The following is a 22,975-nucleotide window of genomic DNA, read 5'->3' on the forward strand; positions in this document are numbered from 1 at the left end:
GAATGCGAAAGTATCAACTGATACTTTTTTACTATAATTTTGATATTTTTTAAAACTTGTTAGAAATATTTTCTGATTGTGTTTTATGTTTAATTTTTAATATGTTTAATTTATAATTAATATAAACATGTCTAAAAATAGAATTGGGGTTTTTTGGATGGAAAATAAAAAAATGTTTGATGAATTTGATGCTAGTAAAATTACTGAAAAGAACTTAAACGACTTTAAAATTTCAATAAATAAATTATATGTAAAATTATCTGAATTAAGTCATAGATACATTAATTTAATAAGACAAAACGAAATTGACAAAAGCAAAAAAAAAGTTTTAAAAGAAGAGATTAAAAAAATAAAAGTTGAAATCCGTGAATTAGCCTCAACTAAAAGTTTTAAAGATAATTTAAAAAAATCTGAAAATCTATTAAAGCAAATTAAAAAAACAAACAACCAAGAAGATATAAAAAGAGCTAAAAAAGAATATGAACACGCACAATATATGTTCAATGAATTTAAAGATGCTATTAATGAACAAGGACGTGGGATTAAATTAAAAAAAGAAAACAATATAGCTGTAGAAATTAAGAATTTGTCATTTAGATATGGTGTTAATTTTCCAAAAGCTGTTGATGATGTTAGCTTTACAATTAATGAAGGTGAGTATGTAACTATTATTGGTCACAATGGTAGTGGAAAATCTACTTTATCTAAAATTTTAATTGGTATTTTAACAGCTAAAGAAGGAGAAATTAAAATATTTGGAAACAAAGTTACTGACAGTAATATTGAACAAATTAGAAAATTTTTAGGTATTGTTTTTCAAAATCCTGATAACCAATTTATTGGTTCAACAGTTGAAGCTGATATTGCTTTTGGTTTAGAAAATAAAAGAGTTGATCCAACCAAAATGTCTGAGATCATTTTAGAATCTGCTAAAAAAGTTGGAATGGAAGACGCATTAAAAAAAGAACCACTAAACTTAAGTGGTGGACAAAAACAACGTGTTGCTATTGCTTCAACTTTAGCTTTAGATCCTGATATTATGATTTTTGATGAAGCAACAAGTATGTTGGATCCAAAAGGAAAGCGTGAAATTAAAGAAATCATGGTTCAGTTAAGGGGGACTAAAACTATTATTTCAATTACTCATGATATGGATGAAATTTTAAATGCTGATAAAGTTGTTGTTCTAGATCATGGTAAATTAGTTAAAATTGGTAAACCACTAGAAATAGTTGGAGATAAAGATTTTTTAAGAAGTATTCAATTAGACATTCCTTTTGTAGCTTTAGTAAGAGAAGAATTAGAGAAAAAAGGATTAGTTGTTCCTAATACTCAAAATATGGATGAGTTGGTGAATGAAATATGTGAAGTTTAAAAAAGAAAAAAGCAGATGAACAAAATTATGATTTTAGTAAAGATATTGTTTTAGAAAATGTTTCTTACACTTATGCAAAAGGAACACCATTCGAACTCAAAGCTTTAGAAAATACAAATTTGACATTCAAAAAAAATAAAATAACTTGTGTTATAGGAACAACAGGTAGTGGAAAATCTACTATGATTCAGCTAACTAACGGATTAATTGTTACTGAAACTGGTCAGACAATAGTTGGGGATTATCCAATTCCTGCAAAAATTAAAAAAATTAAAGAAGTTAAAAAATTAAGAAAAGAAATTGGTTTAGTTTTCCAATTCCCTGAATATCAATTATTCCAAGAAACAGTTAAAAAAGATATCGCTTTTGGTCCAGTTCATTTAGGAGAAAATAAAGAAGAAGTTTACAAAAGAATACCTGATCTATTAAAATTAGTTGAACTACCAACTGAATATGCAGAACGTTCACCTTTTGAATTATCAGGAGGACAAAAACGACGTGTTGCTGTTGCTGGAATTGTAGCAATGGATGGAAGTACATTAGTTTTAGATGAACCTACTGGAGGATTAGATCCAAAAGGTGAAGAAGACTTTATGAATTTATTTGAAAGATTAAATAAAGAATTCAATAAACGTATTATTATGGTTACTCATAACATGGATCACGTTTTAAGAATTGCAGATGAAGTAATTGTTATGCATAATGGAAAAGTTATTGATATTGGAACACCTTTTGAAATCTTTTCAAATATAGAGCTTCTAAAGAAAATTGAAATTGACCCACCAAAACTTTACCAATTAATGTACAAGTTAAAAGATAAAAAAATTAACTTACTAAATAAAGAAATTAGAACAATTGAAGATTTTGCTATTGAGTTAGCTAAATTGAAAAAAGTAGAAGGGAAGTAGATAACATGAGAATATCATTTGGTAGATATATTCCAAAAAATTCTGTGATTCATAAAATGGATCCAAGACTTAAAATGTTTATGGTCATCACTTTAATCGTATCTATTTTCTTTCCAATTAAATTTACTGGTTATTTAATAATTGCAGTAGGAATTTTAACTTTATTCTTTTTATCAAAATTAAATTTAAATTTATTAGTTAGATTATTATTCCCTGTGTCATTCATTTTTATAATTATTTTAATTATGAACTTCTTTTTCATACATCCATCAGAATCTGATATTACCAAAATAACTGATTATTATAATAATCACAAAAATGATTTACCATCTGGATTTCTTTGATTTGTAAGTTCAACTTTTAGAAGTGGAAGATTATCAGCAGAAGGAATTAATGGAGCAGATGCTGGCTTAAAAGGCATTGATCCTATCGGTTATTTCTTTAATTGAAAGGTATTCTGATTTAGTGAAAAAGCTTTATACAGTGCAATCGTTATGGCATTTAGAATTTATTTAATGATTACATTAACTTGTATTTTAACAGGAACAACACCTTCATTACAATTAACCTTAGCAATTGAAGATTTACTATCTCCTTTAAAAATTATTAAGTTACCAGTTTATATTTTATCTATGATCATTTCTATTGCACTACGTATGATTCCTACTTTAATTGATGAAGCAGGAAGAATTATGAAAGCACAATCTAGTCGTGGTATTGATATTAAAAATGGTAAATTTAAAGATAAGGTAAAAAGTTTAACATCACTAATTATTCCTTTATTAGTTTCTTCATTCCAAAAGGCTGAAGATCTAGCTTATGCAATGGATGCTAGAGGATATGATCCAAATGCAAGAAGAACAAGATTTATTCAATTTAAATTAAACTGAATTGATATTCTGATTTTTTCAGTAGGTATAGCATTTGCAACATTTATGATAGTTTATGCAACTAGTCCTGTAGTGTTTGCTAACTGACACATTACTCATATTGATTCATTAGTAGGACGTTAATAGTATGTACGGAATTTTATTAACTTTATGTTATGATGGATCTAATTATCATGGTTGAATTCATCAAAATAATGCTGTTGCTATTCAAGATGTGTTAGAAAGTGCAGTAAAAAGAGTTACAAAAAATAAAAATTTCAAAACAATTGGAACAAGTAAAACTGATTCTGGAGTTCACGCTTTAGATCAAAAAGTTTTACTCGTTATTCATTTCAAACCTATATTAGAAGTTTTTATTAAAACTTTAAATAAAGCATTGCCTAGTGATGTTCAAATACTTAATGCTAGTTTTGTTCAACCATCATTTAATTTAAGAGAAGTAAAGCAAAAAACTTATAGTTATTATATTAATGATTCTGAATTTGATATATTTAAACAAAGATTTGAATATTATTGAAAACACGGACAAATTAACATTGATAAACTTCAACAAATATTTGATTTATTTATCGGTGAACATGAGTTTAAATTATTTTCTGGATTAAAAGATGATGAATTAGAAAGTATAAATACTAAAAGAACAATTGAATCAATAAAAGTGTTTAGAAACAAAGAAAATAGAGTTCAAATTCAATTTAAAGCTTATGGTTTTATTAGATATCAAATTAGAATGATTGTAGCTAACGCTTTAAACTGTTATTTGAATAAAAAAGTAACAGTTGAACAAATAAAAGAAATGCTTAAAGGAAATGGTAATAAAAATCCTTTTATAGCAGAATCAAAAGGTTTAGTGTTAGAAAAAATCGAATTTAATCAATAAATATATTAGAATAAAAGTGTAGTGATAAATATAAATTTAAAACAATGTCACTTTTAGATTGATATATTTATAAATTAGTCAACTTTTGCATATACCAAGAATGAAGTTGAAGATTCTATATTTAATCAATCATTTTCACTACATAATCGTGCTAAAAAAAAGCACGATTTTTCTTATTTGATATAATTAATCTATTAATTGATAGGAGGTAAAACAATGAAAAATAAAAACAATTTTATTAACATTCTTTGTTTTGTTTTCCTATTAAGTTCTACTTCTTTTTTAAAGTCTTTTTTAGGTTTTAACAACTTTAGTTTATTTGAAAATATAATATTTGTTTTTATCTATATTATTTTAAGCACTACTATATTTGTTGAAACTATTAAATTAATTAAAACATTAAATTTTAAACTAGATAAAAAATCTATTTTTAAAAAAATCAAGCATTACACTTTAAACATAAGCTTATTAAAAATCATTAGTTTTTTTATAATTTTAGCTATTAGTATTTTTCAAATTATAGATTCAGCTAAAGCATTTAAATTAGTTAATCTTTTTTATTATAAAAAAGCAACATTACCTTTTAATATTGAAAACGAATTTGCTAGAAACTTATTAATATTACAAATATCATTAAATTCTATTTTATTAGCTATTATGCTATTATTTTTAGTTTTTCTTTTTATATTGTTTAAAACTAAAAAAATAATTATTAAGTATGAAAAAAGTTTATTTATAAATTTAGATTTCATTAACATTAAAAAACAATTAGATGAAGAATCAGAAGAACAATCTAGTTTAGATGATATTAAGATATCAGATAATTTTAAAATTAAAGCTAATCTAGACATATTTTTATTAACAATTAGTTATTTTAAATATTTAGAATTAAAACAAGTTAAAAAACAAACAACTCCACCTTTAATTTCTTTCTAATTTAAAATAGAAAGGAAAAAGGTATGAAAGAAAATAAAAATAAATATTCATCTAACAATTGATTTTTATTGATGCTTAAAAACTCTTTTAAAAATTCTTTTAAAAACAAAGCTCAATTATTTGGATTGACTATTTTAGTGTCTTTAATGGCTCTTGTTATGTCATTAATTTCTTCAATTGATAGTAATGTTTTAAATAAGTATGATTCTTTAGTTAGTCAATCTAACCAACATAATATAATCTTAAAATTAAACCCTAAAGATAGTGTTGAAAATACAGAAAAAAACACTCCTAGTAATTTAGTTGAAGCTCAACAATATTGAATCGATCAATTAAATAATAAATATAAAGAAAAATATAAACAAAGTTTTGAATGATCCAGAACCGAAGCAAGGGAATTCAGTCAAGTTTATTCAAATAATAATCTACAAACATTAAAAGCAATCGCAAAAACTTCATCAAAAACTAATCAAGTTGATAAACTTGTAATTCATCAAGGAAATGATATCAACTCTATTAATCAAGTTGTTTTAGATCCGATTTATGCTAAAAAACATAACATAAAAATAAAAGATATAATTAGAATTCAACAAGATAAATTAGGTGATCAATTACTAGTTAATTCAAATAAGAATGCTAATACAAATACTGAACAACATAGAGATATTGAATTGATAAAACAACAAGGTTTAGATGATAAAAATGGAATTTATCAATTAAAATACGCAGGAACTTATTCTTGATTTCAAGTTGTAGGATTTGGAGAATCTGCTGATTTTATTGCTCCTATAATCAATCAAAACGCACCAATTCCTAACCGAGATACTCAAGGTTTAATTTATGTTGATCCTTTCCAATTTGGATTAATTAAAAAAAATAATAGTTTTTATAATTATGATGAAACAATTGGTAAATTAGTTGTAGGTTCAGATAATGAAATTGAATCATTTTATTCATTAAAAATAAAAAACAATGTTATAGATAATAAAATGTTAGATTTTTTAAATACTAATTTTAAACAATTAATTAAAAATAATACAGATAAAACATTCTTTTATCAAATTGGAGATAAAAATTATATCTTTAGTAAAAGAACATCGCTAATTGATAAAACAATTAGAATATATAACATAACTTCATCAATACTATTATTTTCTATATTGTGTGTTGTTTTATATACAACAAGTTTAATGACCAAAAAACAAATACAAAATTCTCGTTCTCAAATTGGAACAATGAGAGCGTTAGGGTATAAAAAACAACAAATTGTATTTAATTATGTTATTACTCCTTTAATAACTTCATTTGTTGGTGGAATTATTGGATATGTCGTTACAGTTAGAGTTTCTATTGTAATTTTAAATAAGTTACAATCTTATTTCACACTATCTTATGGAGTCGCCTCATTTGATTGAATAGGGTTTCTATTTGCATTTATTTTCATTTGAATATTAATTACAGTTATATCATTTTTAATTGCATATTTAATTATGAAAACTGGGGCATTAAATTTAATTTATGCTCAACGAACTAAAAAACTATCTAAATGATCAATGATGGTTAAAAAGAATGTTGAAAATAAATCATTTAATAAAAAAATGAGAACAGCTTTATTAATTGATGCTGGACCTAAAATGTTTGGTGTTGGATTTGTTGTTTTATTATCTACTATTATGTTTACAATTTCTTTTTCTGCTCCTTATTTATTAAAAAGAAATCAAGTATATACATATAATGGAATTAACTATAAACAAGTAGTTGAATATTCTGAACCGAGTTATAATAATCCGTTTTCATTTTCTAGAGTATTTAATCCTGAAAATGATTATGATGAATATAAAGTTATTAAAAAAGGTGATGGTAGTTTTGCTTCAACTTCACTACCGGTTAAAAATAATTCTTATAATATAGAACAAATAATAAAAGACTATTTAAATCAAACTTATGGTAGTTCATATTATAATTTAGCAATCCCGACCCAAGATGAGTCAGGTGATGCTGATCCATTCTTTTTAGGTTTTTCAAATTTAAGAATGTTACAAGCTCAAGACACATCAATAACAACGTCTTATTTTAGACAACTAGCAAAATTATCATTATCTGAAGCTGAACCATATTTGGCTGATGCAGTTTTAAATAACTGATTTGATTATAAAAATTTAACTTCAGAATTATTGGCTGATAAAAAAGATGATTTTAAAACTTTATTAAATCAATTCAAACATTTACAACGTTTTTATTCAATTTATTTAGATAGCATTTCATTATCAATTAATAGAGATTATTACTTATCAGAAAATGAAAAATTTGACATTAATTTAAGTGAAGAAAAAAGAATTGAAAAATTTAATTCAATAGATAAAAAACAACAAGCTTTATTAAAATTTGCAGATAATTCAGTAGTTGCATTACCTATTGTAGAACAATTACAAACACAAGCAATTAAAGATTATATCAAAAACTTTAAATTATCTTCATCAAGTTCAAAAATGGGTAAATATCATATAATAGATGAAGATTGAAATAAATCAAATTCTTTAGAAGATAATATTTTAAAATTAACTGAAAACAATTTTACAAATGATCAAAAAAGTAAAGATAAATTACTAGATCTTGTTGCAAAACTAGGAGTTTGATGAACGGTATTATTTAAAGCAAGAATGGAACAAGGAATAATTCAAGCAGCTTATTCTAGAGCACCTTATTTTGTAAGACAAAATTTAAAAATTGCTTATGATAATAATAAACAATATACATTAGGATTTAACTTAATTCCTTTTACAAAAGATAAAGAACAATTAGGAACTTTATTAAATATTGAAACATTAAATAAAAAGAATCATTTTAAAATTTATGGAATAAAAAACAATAATAAATTTATTAACTTATTTGATACTAGTAAAAATAATCTAATTTCAAAACTTTATAATTCTGAAAAAAATACAATCATAATAAATCAAACTATTTCAAAAAAATTAAACTTACATAAAGGTGATGAAATTGATTTAAATGTATTACAAAACGAATTACAAAAAATAGATAGCAATAATATAAAACCATATAATTTTTCTGATTGAAAAACTGAATTTAATTCACCAACAAGTGACTTTCTTCAAAGAAGTGATATTGCAACAGTAAATATGGCTGTTAAAAATCCTTTTAATAACAATTATGAAAAATTAACAAATGGTGTTCCTTTCCCAGGAATGGAAGACAAATCACTTGATCCAAATCCATTTTATAAAGAATTTTTACAAGGTAATACACGTGTAAATAAAATAAATAAACAACATAAATTCAAAGTTGTTGGAATTCATGAAGCTTATGGTCAAGGTACTGCTTGAATTAAAGAAGATGATGCTCAAGAAATTTTAAATTATAAACAAAATAAAGAAGTTTGATGAGAACTATTATTTAAAAAACAATGAAATAAGGTTTTTGATAAACAAGGTTATGTTGATGATCAAATAAATACTGGATTAAACTTATCTGGTAATGATTCATTACAAAAATATAGTTATAAAGATTTTGTAAATAAATTAATTAAAGAAAATGGAAATAAAAAACAAAAACAAGCTGCAGAAAATATTTTAAAAATATTTGATAATGCTTTTCCAATATTTAACTATAAGTATTCTTTAAAAGATGATATTGGTGATTTAAGTAAATCTGTTTCAACTTATTCAAAAACAGGTGATTATAATCCAGTTACTTTAAATGGAACACACGTTAAAGATCACCAAGTGTATGATGGAATTGGTCAAGGGTCAATTAACTCAATAGTTCCAATTAAAATATCACAAGCAATTTTAGAACAAATTTCATCATTAATCATATTATTATTAGCACTTGGTATTATTGCAATTTTAGCTATTTCATTTGTGATTATTTTACTAACAACTTCAGTTATTATTTCTGATAACAATAGGTTTATTTCAACATTAAAAGTTTTAGGATATTCTAATTATTATATTGCTTTAAATATATTAGGAATGTATTTTATTGTTATCGCTTCAATGTTTGGTGTTGGATTTGTTTCAGGATGATTTATATTTTCAACAATTATAAAAAGTTTATATCAAATAGTAGTACTACCATTAGTGTTTCCTGTTTGGCTTCCATTTGCTGTAGCTTTAGGTGTTATTGGAATTTATATAATTACAATAGCAGTTGGATTTAATTCAATATCTAAAACTGATGCAACTCTAACATTAAAAGATGTAGATATTTAATAATCTAAGCGTGACTCTCAATTGCTTTACAAAAAAAAAAAGTAAAATTGAATTGTGAGAGTAGGACAAAATTATTAGACTCCCTAAGGGATAGACCCCTAGGGGGTCTATTTTTTCGAAAAAGGAGTATTTATGAAAAGAGAAAAACAATTAAGTGTTAATGAGTGATTAGAAGTATTTAAGTACTACAAAGAATATTTATCTCAAAATATTACTAGAATAGCAATTTCCAGAAATAACGCTATAAGCTTTTACTAAAAAATAATGATTTCTCCCCAAAATATCTTATTTGTTTAAAAAATGCTCAATATTCCTATAAAAACAGAAGAAGTGAGCATTTTTTTATATTTTTTTGGAATTTTTGATTAAAAAAACACCCTAACCCCTATATGAAAGGAGAACGCTATGGGATTGATTCCGGACTTTATAAAACAAGTTAAAAGACCAGAAAAAACCGAGGTAAGATTGTATGCGAATAAATTATAAAAATTATACCCCATAATACTATACAAAATGCCGCATTTTGAACATTAAAATTGAGAGTTTCTTTTTTATATTTTTGTTCTTATATAGCGTTATTTCTGGAAATTACTACTAGAAAAGAATTTTGTTATATTTATAGCAAAATTAGAAATTCTGAAAACTATTTACTTCCAGAAGAAGCTTTGAGATATTTATCTAGAAAATATAAAGATTAGAACAAATTGAAACTAAAAATAACCAAATGTTAGAAGTGATTAATCAAATAAGACAAAAAGCAGACTCTCTTTCAAATCAAGTTGACTCTACACTTGCAACTAAACTAAGATTAACCCAACAAATCCAATCATTACAATCTAAAAAAAGCAATTAAATTCTAACGTACAAAGTGGTAGAATTAACTTAGAACAATATAATTCTCAAAAACAACAACTTGATCAACAAATTAGAAGTCTTCAGGAACAACTGTCTAGATTGGATCTAGCTAAAACAATTTAAAAAGTTATACACCTTATACAACTTGTTTACAAAATAAACAGAAGGGCATACTTATAAATGAAAAAATTATTATCTACACTTTCAATACTAACATTATCATCAACAGCGACTTTTGGTGTCGTATCTTGCAAAACAACTCAAAACAAACCTAAAAACCCAAATAATGATGAAAACCCAAATAATGTTAACCCTGATTCAACTACACCTGTAAATCCACATGCTGAACAACAAAACAAGCTGAAATCTCTTACAAAACAATTACAAGAACTTCAAAAAGAACTTGAGTTTAATCAAAAATTGTTAGATGAAATCAATACTGAAATCAATCAAAACAACCCAACAACAACTTTTTCATTGTTATCAACTTCAAAACCAACCGAAGTTGACACTAATCAAAAAAACAATGAACTTAGAATGTTATTAACTAACATAACTCAACTTAAACAACAAAATGATAATGGTGGAGACAAATATATTAAACTAGTTCTAGCTGAACGTCAACTAAAAGAATTACTAGACAATCTTGAACCTTATCTAGAAAATGAAGAACTTGTTAACCAAATCAATCAGTTAAATCAAGATATTAATCATTTAGTAGATGAATTAAGCAATTTAAACCTACAAATCCAACGTGTTCAACAAGAACTACAAGCAAAAATACAACAACTTCAACAAATCCAACAACAAATCAATACAAAAATCTCTCAAGCAAAAGAAGTGTTTGCAAAATATGTAAACAAAGTTTGAGATGATGAAATTGCTAGTGACACTTGAGCGGGTTGAACTTATCAAGACATCTTTAATAGGCTGAAAGAAAAAGGAAAACAATATACTTTCTTTAACCACCTGACTTCAACTTTAAGTAACTCACAGTCAAAACCAATAGTTGGTACAAACAACAACAAAACCTTTGACATCAAATACAAAAATAATAATCAATTTAAATTAGAACTTAAATTTAAAAAAGTTTGACCAGAAAAACAAAATGCTCAGTACAGAAATGATGAATGTATTGAAATAGGTTATGATGAAAATGGAAAAATAAAACAATTTAATACAGAAACTAAATTTGTTCCAACTCACCTACCAAAATTCATCACAAGTCTAGAAGGTGCTTTTCGAGCTAATAAAAATTCTGAAATCAAAGGAATAGAAAAGTGAAACACATCAAATGTAACTAATATGAGTAAAATGTTTATTTATTCCTACAATTTCAACCAAGATATTTCTAAATGAAACACATCAAATGTAACTGATATGAGTGAGATGTTTGAAATGTCAAAAAACTTCAACCAAAACATCAACACAAAAAAAGTCACAAGAGAAGACGGATCAACTTATATTGCTTGAAACACTTCAAATGTAGTTGATATGAGTGGTATGTTTTATGAAGCAAAATCTTTCAATCAAGACATATCTAATTGGAATGTATCTAACGTAACTGATATGAGTGGTATGTTTTTTGCGGCATTAGCTTTTAATCGACCTTTAAACAACTGAAACACTTCAAATGTAACTAATATGAATTCTATGTTTAAAAACGCCAGAAAATTCAACCAACCTTTAAACAAATGAGATACTTCAAATGTAACTCGTATGTGAAGAATGTTTGCTGATGCTAAATCCTTCAACCAACCTTTAAACACCTGAAATACCTCAAATGTGACTGACATGAAAGAAATGTTCCAACGTGCAAAACCCTTCAACCAACCTTTATCAAATTGAAATACTGAAAATGTAACTGATATGAGTTTTATGTTCAGTCGTGCTGAAGAATTTAATCAAGACATATCAAAATGAGATGTTTCACAAGTCATAAATTCTGATTTCTTTTCATCAGACTCAAACTCTAACTGAAAAACTGAACACAAACCAAAATTCAACTAATCTTTCACTTTTTATTGCAAGAGAACCAAGTTCTCTTTTTTAATCTCAACCAACCCCAACCTAAATCTTGTAAAGTTTTGTTTAATAGTAATTTCCAGAAATAACGCTATAGGTTTTTATTAAGAAATAATGATTTCTCCCCAAAATATCTTATTTATTTAAAAAATGTTCAATATTCCTATAAATAACAGAAGAAATTTGAGCATTTTTTTATATTTTTTTTTGGAATTTTTGCTTGAAAAAACACCCTAAAAAAGTATAATTTATATCTAACCGCTATATGAAAGAAGAACGCTATGGGATTGATTCCAGACTTTATAAAGCAAGTTAAAAAACCGAGATAAGATTGTATGGGAATAAATTATAAAAGTTATACCCCATAATACTATACAAAATGTTGAATTTTGAACAATGTAGACATTTTTTTATTTGTTTTTCTGACAAAAACTTAAAAAATGTTGCTAATTGCATATGTCCGGACAGGGGGTATTATGCAAACATTAAAACTCTTTAGTGTTTCTTTTTTATATTTTTGTTCTCATATAGCGTTATTTCTGGAAATTACTAGTTTAATCATAAAGACAAAAAGGTCGGAAATCCGACTAAATTGTTCATAAATCTACCATAACAATCGAACTCTATATTTGTTATAAAATATTATTTCAACAAAATATTATTTTAAATAAAAATAGATGTATTGATATAATTATTTTAGAAAAAGGAAAGAATAAAAAAATGAGTAATAGTTCAAATAAAAATAATGCTCTTGTAGAGAGAGAGCTTGGCAGATGTTTTTGAATATTTAGATAAAAATTACACAAATTTTATACAAGCTCAAAAAGGTTCTGAATTTGAAGATAGAATTGTAAAATTACTAAATATTTCTAGTTTTGTAAAACTAAATTCTATTAATAAAAAAGAAACAATTAATGATATTCGAATATATGAATTTCCAAATCAAAAAAACATATCAAAACAAGATAAAAATCTTATAAACAAAAAATGAGATGATTTGAAACAAGAAGTTCTCTCAAAAAATAATATTGAAATCATTAAAAATCCTTTCAAAACCTTAAAAAATCATTTTATTGTAGAACCTTATGGTTCTCAAAATTTTCCTGATATTCTTGTTTTTTGTGGGTCAGTGGTTTTTCCTATTGAAATTAAATTCTCTAAAACAAAAAATTCTCGTCCAACTTGAAATTCAAACTTACCAAAAAGTTTGTGTATTTATATATTTGCCATTGCTAATGAAGGACTAACTTTCTTTAAGGGAGAGGACTTTTTAAGTAATGATGTAAGAATTGCTTTAAACAATTTTTTTGATGATTTAACTAAGAAATTAGATTATAAATCTTTAAAAGAAAAAATTAAAACACAAGAAGAAAACAACATTTTTGGATTGTATCCTTATGTTAGAAAAGCTTTTCAATATTCAAAAGAATTTTGTACGCTAGATGTAAATATTAATATTTTTGAAAAAGAATTGAACAAAAAATGACATAATAATGTCATAAAATTAATAAAAGGAGATGATTCTGATGAATAAAACAAAACAGTTAGACCAATTTTTTACAAATCCAAAAATAACTGACTTTCTAGTAGATAAACTTTTTTCATTATTTCCATCTTCAAAAAACAAAAAATTCATTGAACCATCTGTTGGAAGTGGTAATTTCTACAATTCACTAGTTAAAAAAGGAATTGATAAACAAAATATAATCACAATAGATATAGATGGTTCTAATTTTTCTGATAAAGAAAAGATTATAGAAACAAACTATTTACAATATAAAATACCATTTGATAAAGAAACAATAACCATAGGTAATCCACCTTTTGGAAAAAAAGGAAACTTAGCTTTAGAATTTTTAAACAAATCATTGGATGAAAGTGGTATAGTTGCTTTTATTTTGCCCAAATGTTTTCAAAGATATAGTTTACAAAGTAAAGTAAAACCAACAGCAAAGTTGGTTTATGAACTAGAGTTAAAATCAAATTCTTTTTTAGTTAACAATAGAGAATATGATGTTAATTCAGTTTTTCAAATATGAATTAATAAAGGAATTGAAACAGTAGTTAATAATAAGAGAATTATTAAAAGAAAACAAACAAAACATGATGATTTTGAAGTCTTTTTACATAATAACACAGTAAAAACTGAAAAATACTTCAACAAAAAACTTTATAATTGAGATTTTGCTGTTCATAGACAAGGTTATTATGACTATAATGAGATTATTTATGATCCTAAAAAACTATCCAAAAATAGACAATATATTTTTATCAAAATTAAAAACCCTGAAGCTAAAATATATTTCAAAGAATTAGATTGAAACAAATTGTCTTTTAAAAATACTTCAACCCCTGGTTTTTCATTAACAGATTTAATTGAAGAATATAAACAAACAAAATTTAATTGTATTTTGTTATCAATTTTAAAAGATGAGTTTTTAAATGATAAATCATCCACCAATTTTAACTAAATTAAATAATGATGAATATTAAATTTTCCTAAATATTGTAAAGTTTTTCTCCGTAATCTGGTAAACAAATTTTCCTAAATCTTGTAAAATTTTTATCAATAATATTTGCTTACAATTCGCTTATTCCAGAATGTTGAAATATTTAATTGATAAATATAAAAAGTTTTATTATAATATTATTTGCTTACAACACTTTATAGACCCCGGACAAGTCAAGTAAAGGAAAATAGCGAATATGAAACAAACTACATTAATCTCTGCAAAAGATATTAACAAAAAATGATATATCGTTGATGCAGAAGGACAAACAGTGGGTAGATTAGCAACTCAAGTAGCTCTTGTTTTAAGAGGAAAACACAAAGTTGACTTTACTCCACATATCAATAACGGAGATCACGTTATTATTATTAACGCTGAAAAAGCAATTTTTTCTGGTAAAAAAGAATCTAACAAAGTTTACTACCACCACTCAATGCATCCAGGTGGATTAAGAAGAAGAACAGTAGCAGTTCAAAGAGAATTAAATGCAACTAAAATTCTTGAAAGAGCTATCAGACTAATGTTACCTAAAAATGTTCAAGGTGCTAACCAGTACAGAGCATTACATGTATTTGAAGGATCAGAACACCCATACGTTGCACAAAAACCTGAAGTTTTAAATATTCAAACTAAAAAAGGAGAAATTAAATAATGAACAACAAAGTTATTTATAGAGGAACTGGAAGAAGAAAATCTTCAATCGCTCAAGTTATCTTAACTCCAGGAACAGGTAATGTTATTGTTAATGGGAAACCTGCTTTAGAATTCTTCCCTTACGCAACATTAGTGCAAGATTTAGAACAACCATTAGTAGCTACTGGAACTTTAAAAGACTTTGACATTACTGTTAAAGTTATCGGTGGAGGCTTCACTGGTCAAGCTGGAGCAACTAGATTAGGAATCGCTAGAGCTTTATTACAAGCTAGTGAAGATTACAGAAAAGCTTTAAGAAATGAAGGATTATTAACTCGTGATGCACGTATTAAAGAACGCAAAAAATATGGATTACGTGGAGCACGTAGAGCACCTCAATTCTCAAAACGTTAATATGTATCAAAAAACAACATTATTGTTGTTTTTTTATTTTGTAAAAGTAATTTTATTTTATTAAACAATTGATCAGTTCTAGTACTATAGGTGCTTTTTATTTTTATATAGTGCTTTTAAGATTAACCTTTTATTTTAGAGTCGACTTTATTTTTATTATTTGATGTAATAAATGTTGAAAGGAATGATAAGTATGAAGAAGTTGTTAGGTTATATAAGTAGTATTACATTGTTAAGTACAACTTTATTAACACCAACATTAATCAATAATAAAACAATTAATTTTAATATCCAAAAACAAAACAATAACCTTAAATCAACAAATGTTATCAAACAAAAAACAGATGATAAATATGATCCAAGAAAAGATCCTGTAATTATGGCTCAAGTTGATCAAAAAGAAAAAGAACTAGATAAAATTTGAAATGAAAAATTTAAAAACAAACTAAATAGTGCTCAAACTTATGAAGTTATTAGAGAAATTTTTTCACAACAAATAAATAAAGCATTTCTTATAGAAAACGATATTTCAAAAGATGGGCGTACACAAAAGCAAAATATGGCAATTTCTTTAACTTCTGAAATATTTGCAAAACTAAGACCAACAGCTAATCAATTTTTAAAAGGTAATGATCAAGATAATAAAGAAATTGAATTTGTAGTAGTTATTAGTCATTTAAAAAACAAAGATGATAAAGAACTAGCAATTTCAATTAATAAAAAATTTGAATTTGGTAATGTTGAAACAGCGTGAAAAGGAGTTGCTTTTAAAGGAACAGATGGTAACAAATACACTACTGATAAAGATACAAAAGATATGTCTCATTTTGAAGATGATAATTTTGAAGTATATGAAATTGGATATTATGATGATGGAGAAGAAATCAGAGCAATTAGACTTCCTAAAAAAACTACAGTAGTTCCAATGGTATTACCAAGAGAAATCACTTCAACTGAAGCTATGTTTAAAGATTGTATAAAGTTTGGTCATCCAAATATTGGTAGTTGAAATACTTCTAATTTAAGAAATGTAAAAGAAATGTTTAAAGGTGCAAAAGTATTTAAAGCTGATATTTCGGACTGAAATGTTAAAAATATAGTTAACATGCAATCTATGTTAGAAGGGGCTAGTGAATTTGATAAAAGTTTACAACGTTGAAATCTAAATTCTATTTCTTCTGAAACAGATACTCAAAATCTAGCTATTAAAAATTGAAATTTAGGTACTAAAATTGAAAATAACCCAAAAGCATGACCTATTTCATTACAACCTTTTGAAGAATTAAACCCAAGTGAGTTAAAAAAACATGCAAATAATTTATGATTACTAATTAAAAATGATATTTCACAATTAGATACTGCTCAAACATTAGCAAATAGACTTCAAGAACGTTTTAGAGGAGAATCTAAATTTAGAAAAGTTGAAGTTAGTCCAAAAAATATCAATACTAAAATACTTCCAAATTCTAAAATTGAATTTATTATTACTGATAGAAACACCTTAACAAGTGTTGAATTAGATATAGAAAAAATTTTAATTCAAACTGAAAGTATTTATATTGACCCAATAACTAAAATAGAAGTAAAAACTTCAGAAACTAATTTAGAAGTTGTTAATCAAAGAATAAAAAATAAAGTTACTGAAGAAATTAGATCTGCTCAAGAAGATGAATTTATTAATCTTGTAAATGAAGCAATGCAAAATAAACCTGTAACACTTTTAGAAAATACAAAAAATAAAATTAGAAGAGAAAATAAAGATAGATGAGAAAAAGAATTACAAAGTGCTATTTTACAACAAATTCCTGATGGTGGAATTACTGAAGTTAAACAAATCGGTTATAAAGAAACTCAATTTGTTGATCCAACATTTAGCCCAACAACAATTACTGTTATTCGAGCAAATAAAATGCCTAAAACAATTAAAAAAATTACACCTACTTTACCACAAGAAATTACTTCATTGGAAGAAATGTTTGCTGAAGCAACTAATTTTAATGATGAAAGTATAAAACAATGAAATACTTCAAATATTAAAATATTTAAATCTATGTTTAAAAATGCACATAAATTTAATCAAGACATTTCACAATGAGATACAAGAGGTTTAATTTCAACTGAGTATATGTTTTTAGAAGCTCATCAATTTAACCAAAATATTTCACAATGAGATATGTCAAAAGTAACTAACATAGGTCATATGTTTAACAAAGCGTACCAATTTAATCAAGATCTAGAAAAATGAAATACTCAAAGTTTAGTTAAAATGGATGGATTATTTAGAACTGCAACTTCATTTAATGGTAAGATTGGAACTTGAGATACTTCAAATGTTACTAATATGGCTGGAGTTTTTGATGGTGCACACGAATTCAATCAAGACATTTCTTCATGAAACACTTCAAACGTAACTGATATGAGTCATATGTTTAAAAATGCATATAAATTTAATCAAAACTTAAGAACTAAACTTGTTCAAAATAAAAAGAATGGATCATGATATGTATCTTGAGATGTAAGTAATGTAAAACATTTTGAATTAACTTTTTCTGGAGCAAAAGTATTTAATGCTGATATTTCAAATTGAAACGTTTCAAAAGGTGTTGATTTTACTGGTATGTTTGCAAATACAGACGAATTTAATCAAAATATAGGACAATGAAATATAATAACGCCTCACAATTTAGATCAAACTCAAGGACCAAATTATGTTTTTTCAAAGATGTTTAAAAACGCTAAAAAATTCAACCAAGATCTATCTAGTTGAAATCTATATCACACAGTAAACAATTATAAAGTTGAAATTGATAAAGGTGCAATTTCTTGAACGCTACCAAGACCTAAAAACATTCCAAATCATCCTGGTGGTGAAAAACCATCTATTAATAACTCACCTAGAAAAGACTTACAAAACATTTTTAATAATTTAAATATAAATCTTAATGAACTATACTTAGATACTAGTGAATCAAAAATACTAGAAGTATTGAATTATCTTGTTAATCCACAACAATTAAATATTTTTAAATTAAAGATTGATATTGATAGACAAAATAATAAATTTACTATTAGTTCTAAAGATATGAATACTTATTATAATTCTGTTGAGTTTAGGTTAAAAAATCAAAATAGTATTAATTTAGATCAAGTTATCACAGTACGTGATTTAGGAAAAATTAAAGATAATAATTTAACTAAAGAAAAAATAATAGATTTAATTAATAGTAAAAACCAATCAGCTAATTTAGATGCAAATTTATTAAATGTAAAAATAGATAGAAAAAACAATCAATTTATAATTTCACCAATACCACATTCAAATAAATACCAAGGATCAGTTGCTATTTCATATGAAGTTGAAAAACCTACAAGTAATACTGGCAAAGTAGTTGGTGGAGTAGTAGGTGGAATTGCTACAACAGCTGGAATTGGTGGAGCTGCTGTTTATGTTGGTCTTAACCATTTAGATAAAGTTAAATATTTATTTAAATCTATGTTTAGAAGAAAAAAATAAAATAATAGTTAGAAAGAAAATACATATGAAAAAATTATTAAATACTTTAAGTTTAATTACTATGTTAAGTGTTTCGACTTTTGTTATTGTAAATAATAAATATATGTTAAATAAAAAAACATTTAACAATAATTTGTCTAATACTTTAAATGAAATTAATTTAAATAAACAAAATGTCAAAGCTATTAAACCTACTAAATTTAGAGGTATCGATGGACAAGAACACTATACTGATTTAATTGATTTAAGTCATTTTACTGATAAAGATTTCATAGTACTAGAAATTGGATATTATAGGGATGAATTCGGTGAAAATAGAGCTGTAAGATTACCAAAAGATGTTGTTGATGTTCCAAATAAAATACCATCAGAAATTACTTCAACTAGATCAATGTTTGAAGATGCTTATAGATTTAACCATGAGAATATTAAAAACTGAGACACGTCTAACGTCAAAGATATGACTAATATGTTTAAAAATGCCGCTTGATTTAATAGAGATATCTCAGATTGAGATGTTTCTAATGTTGAACAAATGGATGACTTTTTAAATGGTGCTATAGACTTTAATCAAGATCTAAGTAGATGAAATTTAAAAAAATTAGAAAATAATTTCAATTCTAATTGATCTTTAAATACACACATTGCCAACGATGTAAAAAAATGACCAATTAGTGTTTTAAAAAAATGAACATTATCTAGAAATGAAATTTTAGATTCAACTTATAAAGTTTGATATAAAATTAGAGAACATTTAAATCATGAAACAAAAATTAAAAATGTATTTTCATTGTTTAGAGATAATTTCAAAGAAGTTCATAAACATAGAACTGTCGAATTTAAAATTTTAAATAATTTAAATGAAGAAGATTTTATTAAAAATTCTCAAAATTTAAAATTAAAAATTAATAAGACTATTGTTGAATTACCAACAAAAGATTTATTTAATAAAAAAGCAAGTAAAATCATTAGAAAATTTGATCGATCAGAAGTTGAAGTAAATGATGAAAATATTCAAGATTATATAAATAAAATCTCATCAAATGCATCAAAAGATTTAAGAGAAAAACATGATCAAGAAAATAGTGAAGCAAGAGCAAGAGGAGAAAAACCTAATCTAGAGAGACAACATAAAGAGAAAATCGAGTTAGAAAAAAAATTTGTATTTGAAGAAATTAAAGAAATTGGATATTCTGGTGGTCACTTATTTAAACATTATGATGGTATCAGTAAACGAATGGAATTAATACCAGTTATAAAAGCTCATAAACTAAATAATCAAATCAAAAAAGTTTGCGACAATATATCAGATCAAATTACTTCAACTGAATCTATGTTTGAAAAAGTAACCGGAGTTAAAGTTAGTGAACAAATTAGTAAATGAAATACTAAAAATATTAAAGTAATGGATTACATGTTTAAAAATGCTTCTAATTTTAATTCAGATATTTCAAAATGAAATACAGATTCACTTTTAAGTGCAAAAGAAATGTTTTTTGAAGCCAATAGCTTCAATCAAAATATTGATACTAAAAATATTCAAAATGAAATTGGATCTTATATAGCTTGAAATATGTCTAATGTTAGAAATATCAATAGAATGTTTATGGGTGCTACTAATTTTGGAGCTGTACTTGATTTAGAAAATGGTAAATCTGTAAATAATTCATTAAATAATTGAGATGTTTCAAATATTGTTGATATGAGTTTTCTATTTTGAAATACTAAACATTTTAATGCTAATATTTCTGATTGAAATGTTTCTAATGTAGTTAATATGCAAGGAATGTTCGGTTCAGATAGTAGTAATAATTTTAATAATAACTTTAATACTAAACTTTCAAAATGAAACGTAAGTAAAGTTAGAAATATGAGTGGTATGTTTAAAAATACTAAAGCATTTACTGGAATTGATAAAGATTTTTCATTATTAAATTGAGACGTAAGTAATGTTATAAACTTTAGTGAAATGTTTTATGGATCACGTTTTGAAGGTGACATTAGTAATTGACAAATAAAAAGTGCTAAAGATTTAACTGGAATGTTCGCTAGATGTAGTCATTTTAATAGCAATATTTCAAAATGAGATATTAACGGTGTTGAAAAAATAAGTTATATGTTTTTACAAATCCAACATTATGATCAAGATTTATCTAAATGAGATCTTAGAAGAATTGTTCAATCACAAAGACAATATTTTAACGTTGGAGTTGGAATAATAACTAAAAATTTTGAGATAAGAATTGATAACGACTGAAGAGATGAATATCACCCAATAGGAAATAAAGATGTTTTTAAAAGTGAACAATCTAATTGATATGAAAAACCAGAGAAGAAATATCATGAATTAATTAAATATAAAGAAGAAATTCCAGGAACACCACCAACTACTGTAACTAATTTAGTAAGAGAAGAAGGTGTAAGGCTTATTCAAGAAAGTATTAAAGATACCATAAAAGATGAAATTAAAATTACTTTTAAAAACGCACAAGAAGTGAACGAAACAAACATTAAAAAGAAATTAGAAAAGTTGGATGTATTTAAAAATAATTCAGATTTAATTAATGATATTCAAATTTCAATTAATAATCAAAACAAACAAATCATAATTTCAGCAAAAACCGATTCTGATAAATACCAAGGTTCAATAGTTATTTCTTATACTGTAGAAGAAGATCAAAAAACAAACATTCAAGACTTATTAAATTCAATTCAAACAATTAATTTCCAAGCTAATACAAATGTTGACTCAGCAACTATTACAAATCATTTATCAACTCACAATGTATTTAAAAACAATCCAGACTTAATTAATCATGTCGAAATTTCAATTAATAATCAAAACAATCAAATCACAATTTCAGCAAAAACTGATTCTGATAAATACCAAGGTTCAATTACTATTTCTTATGAAGTTGAAAAACCTACAAGTAATACTGGTAAAGTAGTTGGTGGAGTAGTAGGTGGAATTACTACATCAGCTGGAATTGGTGGAGCTGCTGCTTATGTTGGTATTAAACATTTAGATAAAGTGAAATATTTATTTAGATTTAGAAGAAAAAAATAAAACTCAACTTTTGAAAAAAAACAACATAAAACATATTGATTTTAAAAATAAAAAGATATATCATTATGTTGTTATTCTCGGAATATAGCTCAGCTGGTTAGAGCACTCTGCTGATAACGGAGAGGTCGTTGGTTCAAGTCCAATTATTCCGACCATTAAGAAAATAAGTAACACCGCAAGGTGTTTTTTATTTTATCTATATTTTAACTACCACAAGAAATAAAATATCCTACGTTTCCCACTTAGTTACAAAAACAGCACGTTTTTAGTAGCTATATTTTTTATAAAAAAATATAAATATCTATACTTTTATGCTTAAATATGATATAATAGAAATATGAAAAAGTCAAGAAAAGATACAAAAAGACAATGAAGAACATCAATAGCAAGAGTTAAGAAGGGTGAATATTTATCAATTGGGGTGCCGAGAAGAGATAACAAGGGGTTTGAATTCAGATTCGGTTATGGTTATTTACATGAATTGAAAGAATATCACGATGATCCGCTAACTGTGATTAAAGCAATTATTGCAAACTTCCCACTATCTTGAACAAAAGAACAAGCTAAAACAAAATTAGATGAAATTTTCAAAGAGAAAAAATCATTGAAAAAAGAGGTTATAGAAAGGTATAAAGGTTACGAGATTATTGAAAAACTCTTTGATTATTTCGATATTTTTGATAATTGTTCAACTACAAGATCAACAACACTAAAAGATGTTATTATGCAATTAATT

General features: G+C 25.1%; 15 protein-coding genes, 1 tRNA gene and 1 pseudogene. All 17 read left to right on the forward strand.

Features of this window, described 5'->3' with window-relative positions; genetic code table 4:
• Positions 1-157: 157 nt before the first annotated feature.
• Positions 158-1,375 (forward strand): energy-coupling factor transporter ATPase, encoded by a 1,218-nt coding sequence (locus AB668_RS05080; protein ID WP_050517901.1) that lies wholly within the window; start codon positions 158-160, stop codon positions 1,373-1,375.
• A complete protein-coding gene (locus AB668_RS05085; RefSeq protein ID WP_050517902.1) occupies positions 1,363-2,283 on the forward strand; it encodes an energy-coupling factor transporter ATPase in 921 nt (306 codons plus the stop codon). The genes AB668_RS05080 and AB668_RS05085 overlap by 13 nt, the downstream gene beginning before the upstream one ends.
• Before the next feature lie 5 nt (positions 2,284-2,288).
• Entirely contained in the window at positions 2,289-3,296 is a 1,008-nt protein-coding gene (locus AB668_RS05090; RefSeq protein WP_050517903.1) for an energy-coupling factor transporter transmembrane component T family protein, read from the forward strand.
• Positions 3,297-3,300: 4 nt separating this feature from the next.
• On the forward strand, positions 3,301-4,053 hold the full coding sequence (locus tag AB668_RS05095) for a tRNA pseudouridine synthase A (RefSeq protein WP_050517904.1): 753 nt from the start codon (positions 3,301-3,303) through the stop codon (positions 4,051-4,053).
• Between the two features lie 216 nt (positions 4,054-4,269).
• On the forward strand, positions 4,270-4,989 hold the full coding sequence (locus tag AB668_RS05100; RefSeq protein WP_050517905.1) for a hypothetical protein: 720 nt from the start codon (positions 4,270-4,272) through the stop codon (positions 4,987-4,989).
• Between the two features lie 23 nt (positions 4,990-5,012).
• The gene (locus AB668_RS05105; protein WP_050517906.1) at positions 5,013-9,221 is read left to right on the forward strand and encodes an ABC transporter permease; all 4,209 of its coding nucleotides are present in this window, start codon (positions 5,013-5,015) and stop codon (positions 9,219-9,221) included.
• A 132-nt stretch (positions 9,222-9,353) separates the two neighbouring features.
• Complete coding sequence (locus tag AB668_RS06040; protein WP_268777953.1) at positions 9,354-9,479, forward strand: hypothetical protein; 126 nt, start codon at positions 9,354-9,356, stop codon at positions 9,477-9,479.
• Positions 9,480-9,945: 466 nt separating this feature from the next.
• Positions 9,946-10,074: a hypothetical protein gene (locus AB668_RS06045; RefSeq protein WP_268777951.1), complete on the forward strand. Its 129-nt coding sequence runs from the start codon at positions 9,946-9,948 to the stop codon at positions 10,072-10,074.
• Between the two features lie 182 nt (positions 10,075-10,256).
• Positions 10,257-12,086 (forward strand): BspA family leucine-rich repeat surface protein, encoded by a 1,830-nt coding sequence (locus tag AB668_RS05385; RefSeq protein ID WP_235443359.1) that lies wholly within the window; start codon positions 10,257-10,259, stop codon positions 12,084-12,086.
• 781 nt (positions 12,087-12,867) lie between these two features.
• Positions 12,868-13,635 (forward strand): hypothetical protein, encoded by a 768-nt coding sequence (locus AB668_RS05115; protein ID WP_050517907.1) that lies wholly within the window; start codon positions 12,868-12,870, stop codon positions 13,633-13,635.
• Complete coding sequence (locus tag AB668_RS05120; protein ID WP_050517614.1) at positions 13,628-14,572, forward strand: hypothetical protein; 945 nt, start codon at positions 13,628-13,630, stop codon at positions 14,570-14,572. Before AB668_RS05115 ends, AB668_RS05120 begins: the two co-directional genes overlap by 8 nt.
• A 235-nt stretch (positions 14,573-14,807) precedes the next feature.
• Positions 14,808-15,263, forward strand: coding sequence for a 50S ribosomal protein L13 (rplM, locus tag AB668_RS05125; protein ID WP_050517908.1), 456 nt, complete (start codon positions 14,808-14,810; stop codon positions 15,261-15,263).
• On the forward strand, positions 15,260-15,658 hold the full coding sequence (gene rpsI, locus AB668_RS05130; protein WP_442412968.1) for a 30S ribosomal protein S9: 399 nt from the start codon (positions 15,260-15,262) through the stop codon (positions 15,656-15,658). The genes rplM and rpsI overlap by 4 nt, the downstream gene beginning before the upstream one ends.
• Before the next feature lie 193 nt (positions 15,659-15,851).
• Complete coding sequence (locus tag AB668_RS05135; RefSeq protein ID WP_050517909.1) at positions 15,852-19,172, forward strand: BspA family leucine-rich repeat surface protein; 3,321 nt, start codon at positions 15,852-15,854, stop codon at positions 19,170-19,172.
• 25 nt (positions 19,173-19,197) lie between these two features.
• Positions 19,198-22,239: a BspA family leucine-rich repeat surface protein gene (locus AB668_RS05140; RefSeq protein ID WP_050517910.1), complete on the forward strand. Its 3,042-nt coding sequence runs from the start codon at positions 19,198-19,200 to the stop codon at positions 22,237-22,239.
• Between the two features lie 78 nt (positions 22,240-22,317).
• Positions 22,318-22,394, forward strand: a tRNA-Ile gene (locus AB668_RS05145).
• A 182-nt stretch (positions 22,395-22,576) separates the two neighbouring features.
• Positions 22,577-22,975: pseudogene (locus tag AB668_RS05150) on the forward strand (IS1634 family transposase); the annotation flags it as partial.

The organism is Mycoplasma sp. HU2014 (assembly GCF_001199495.1).
Lineage (GTDB): Bacteria > Bacillota_I > Bacilli_A > Mycoplasmatales > Mycoplasmataceae > Mycoplasma.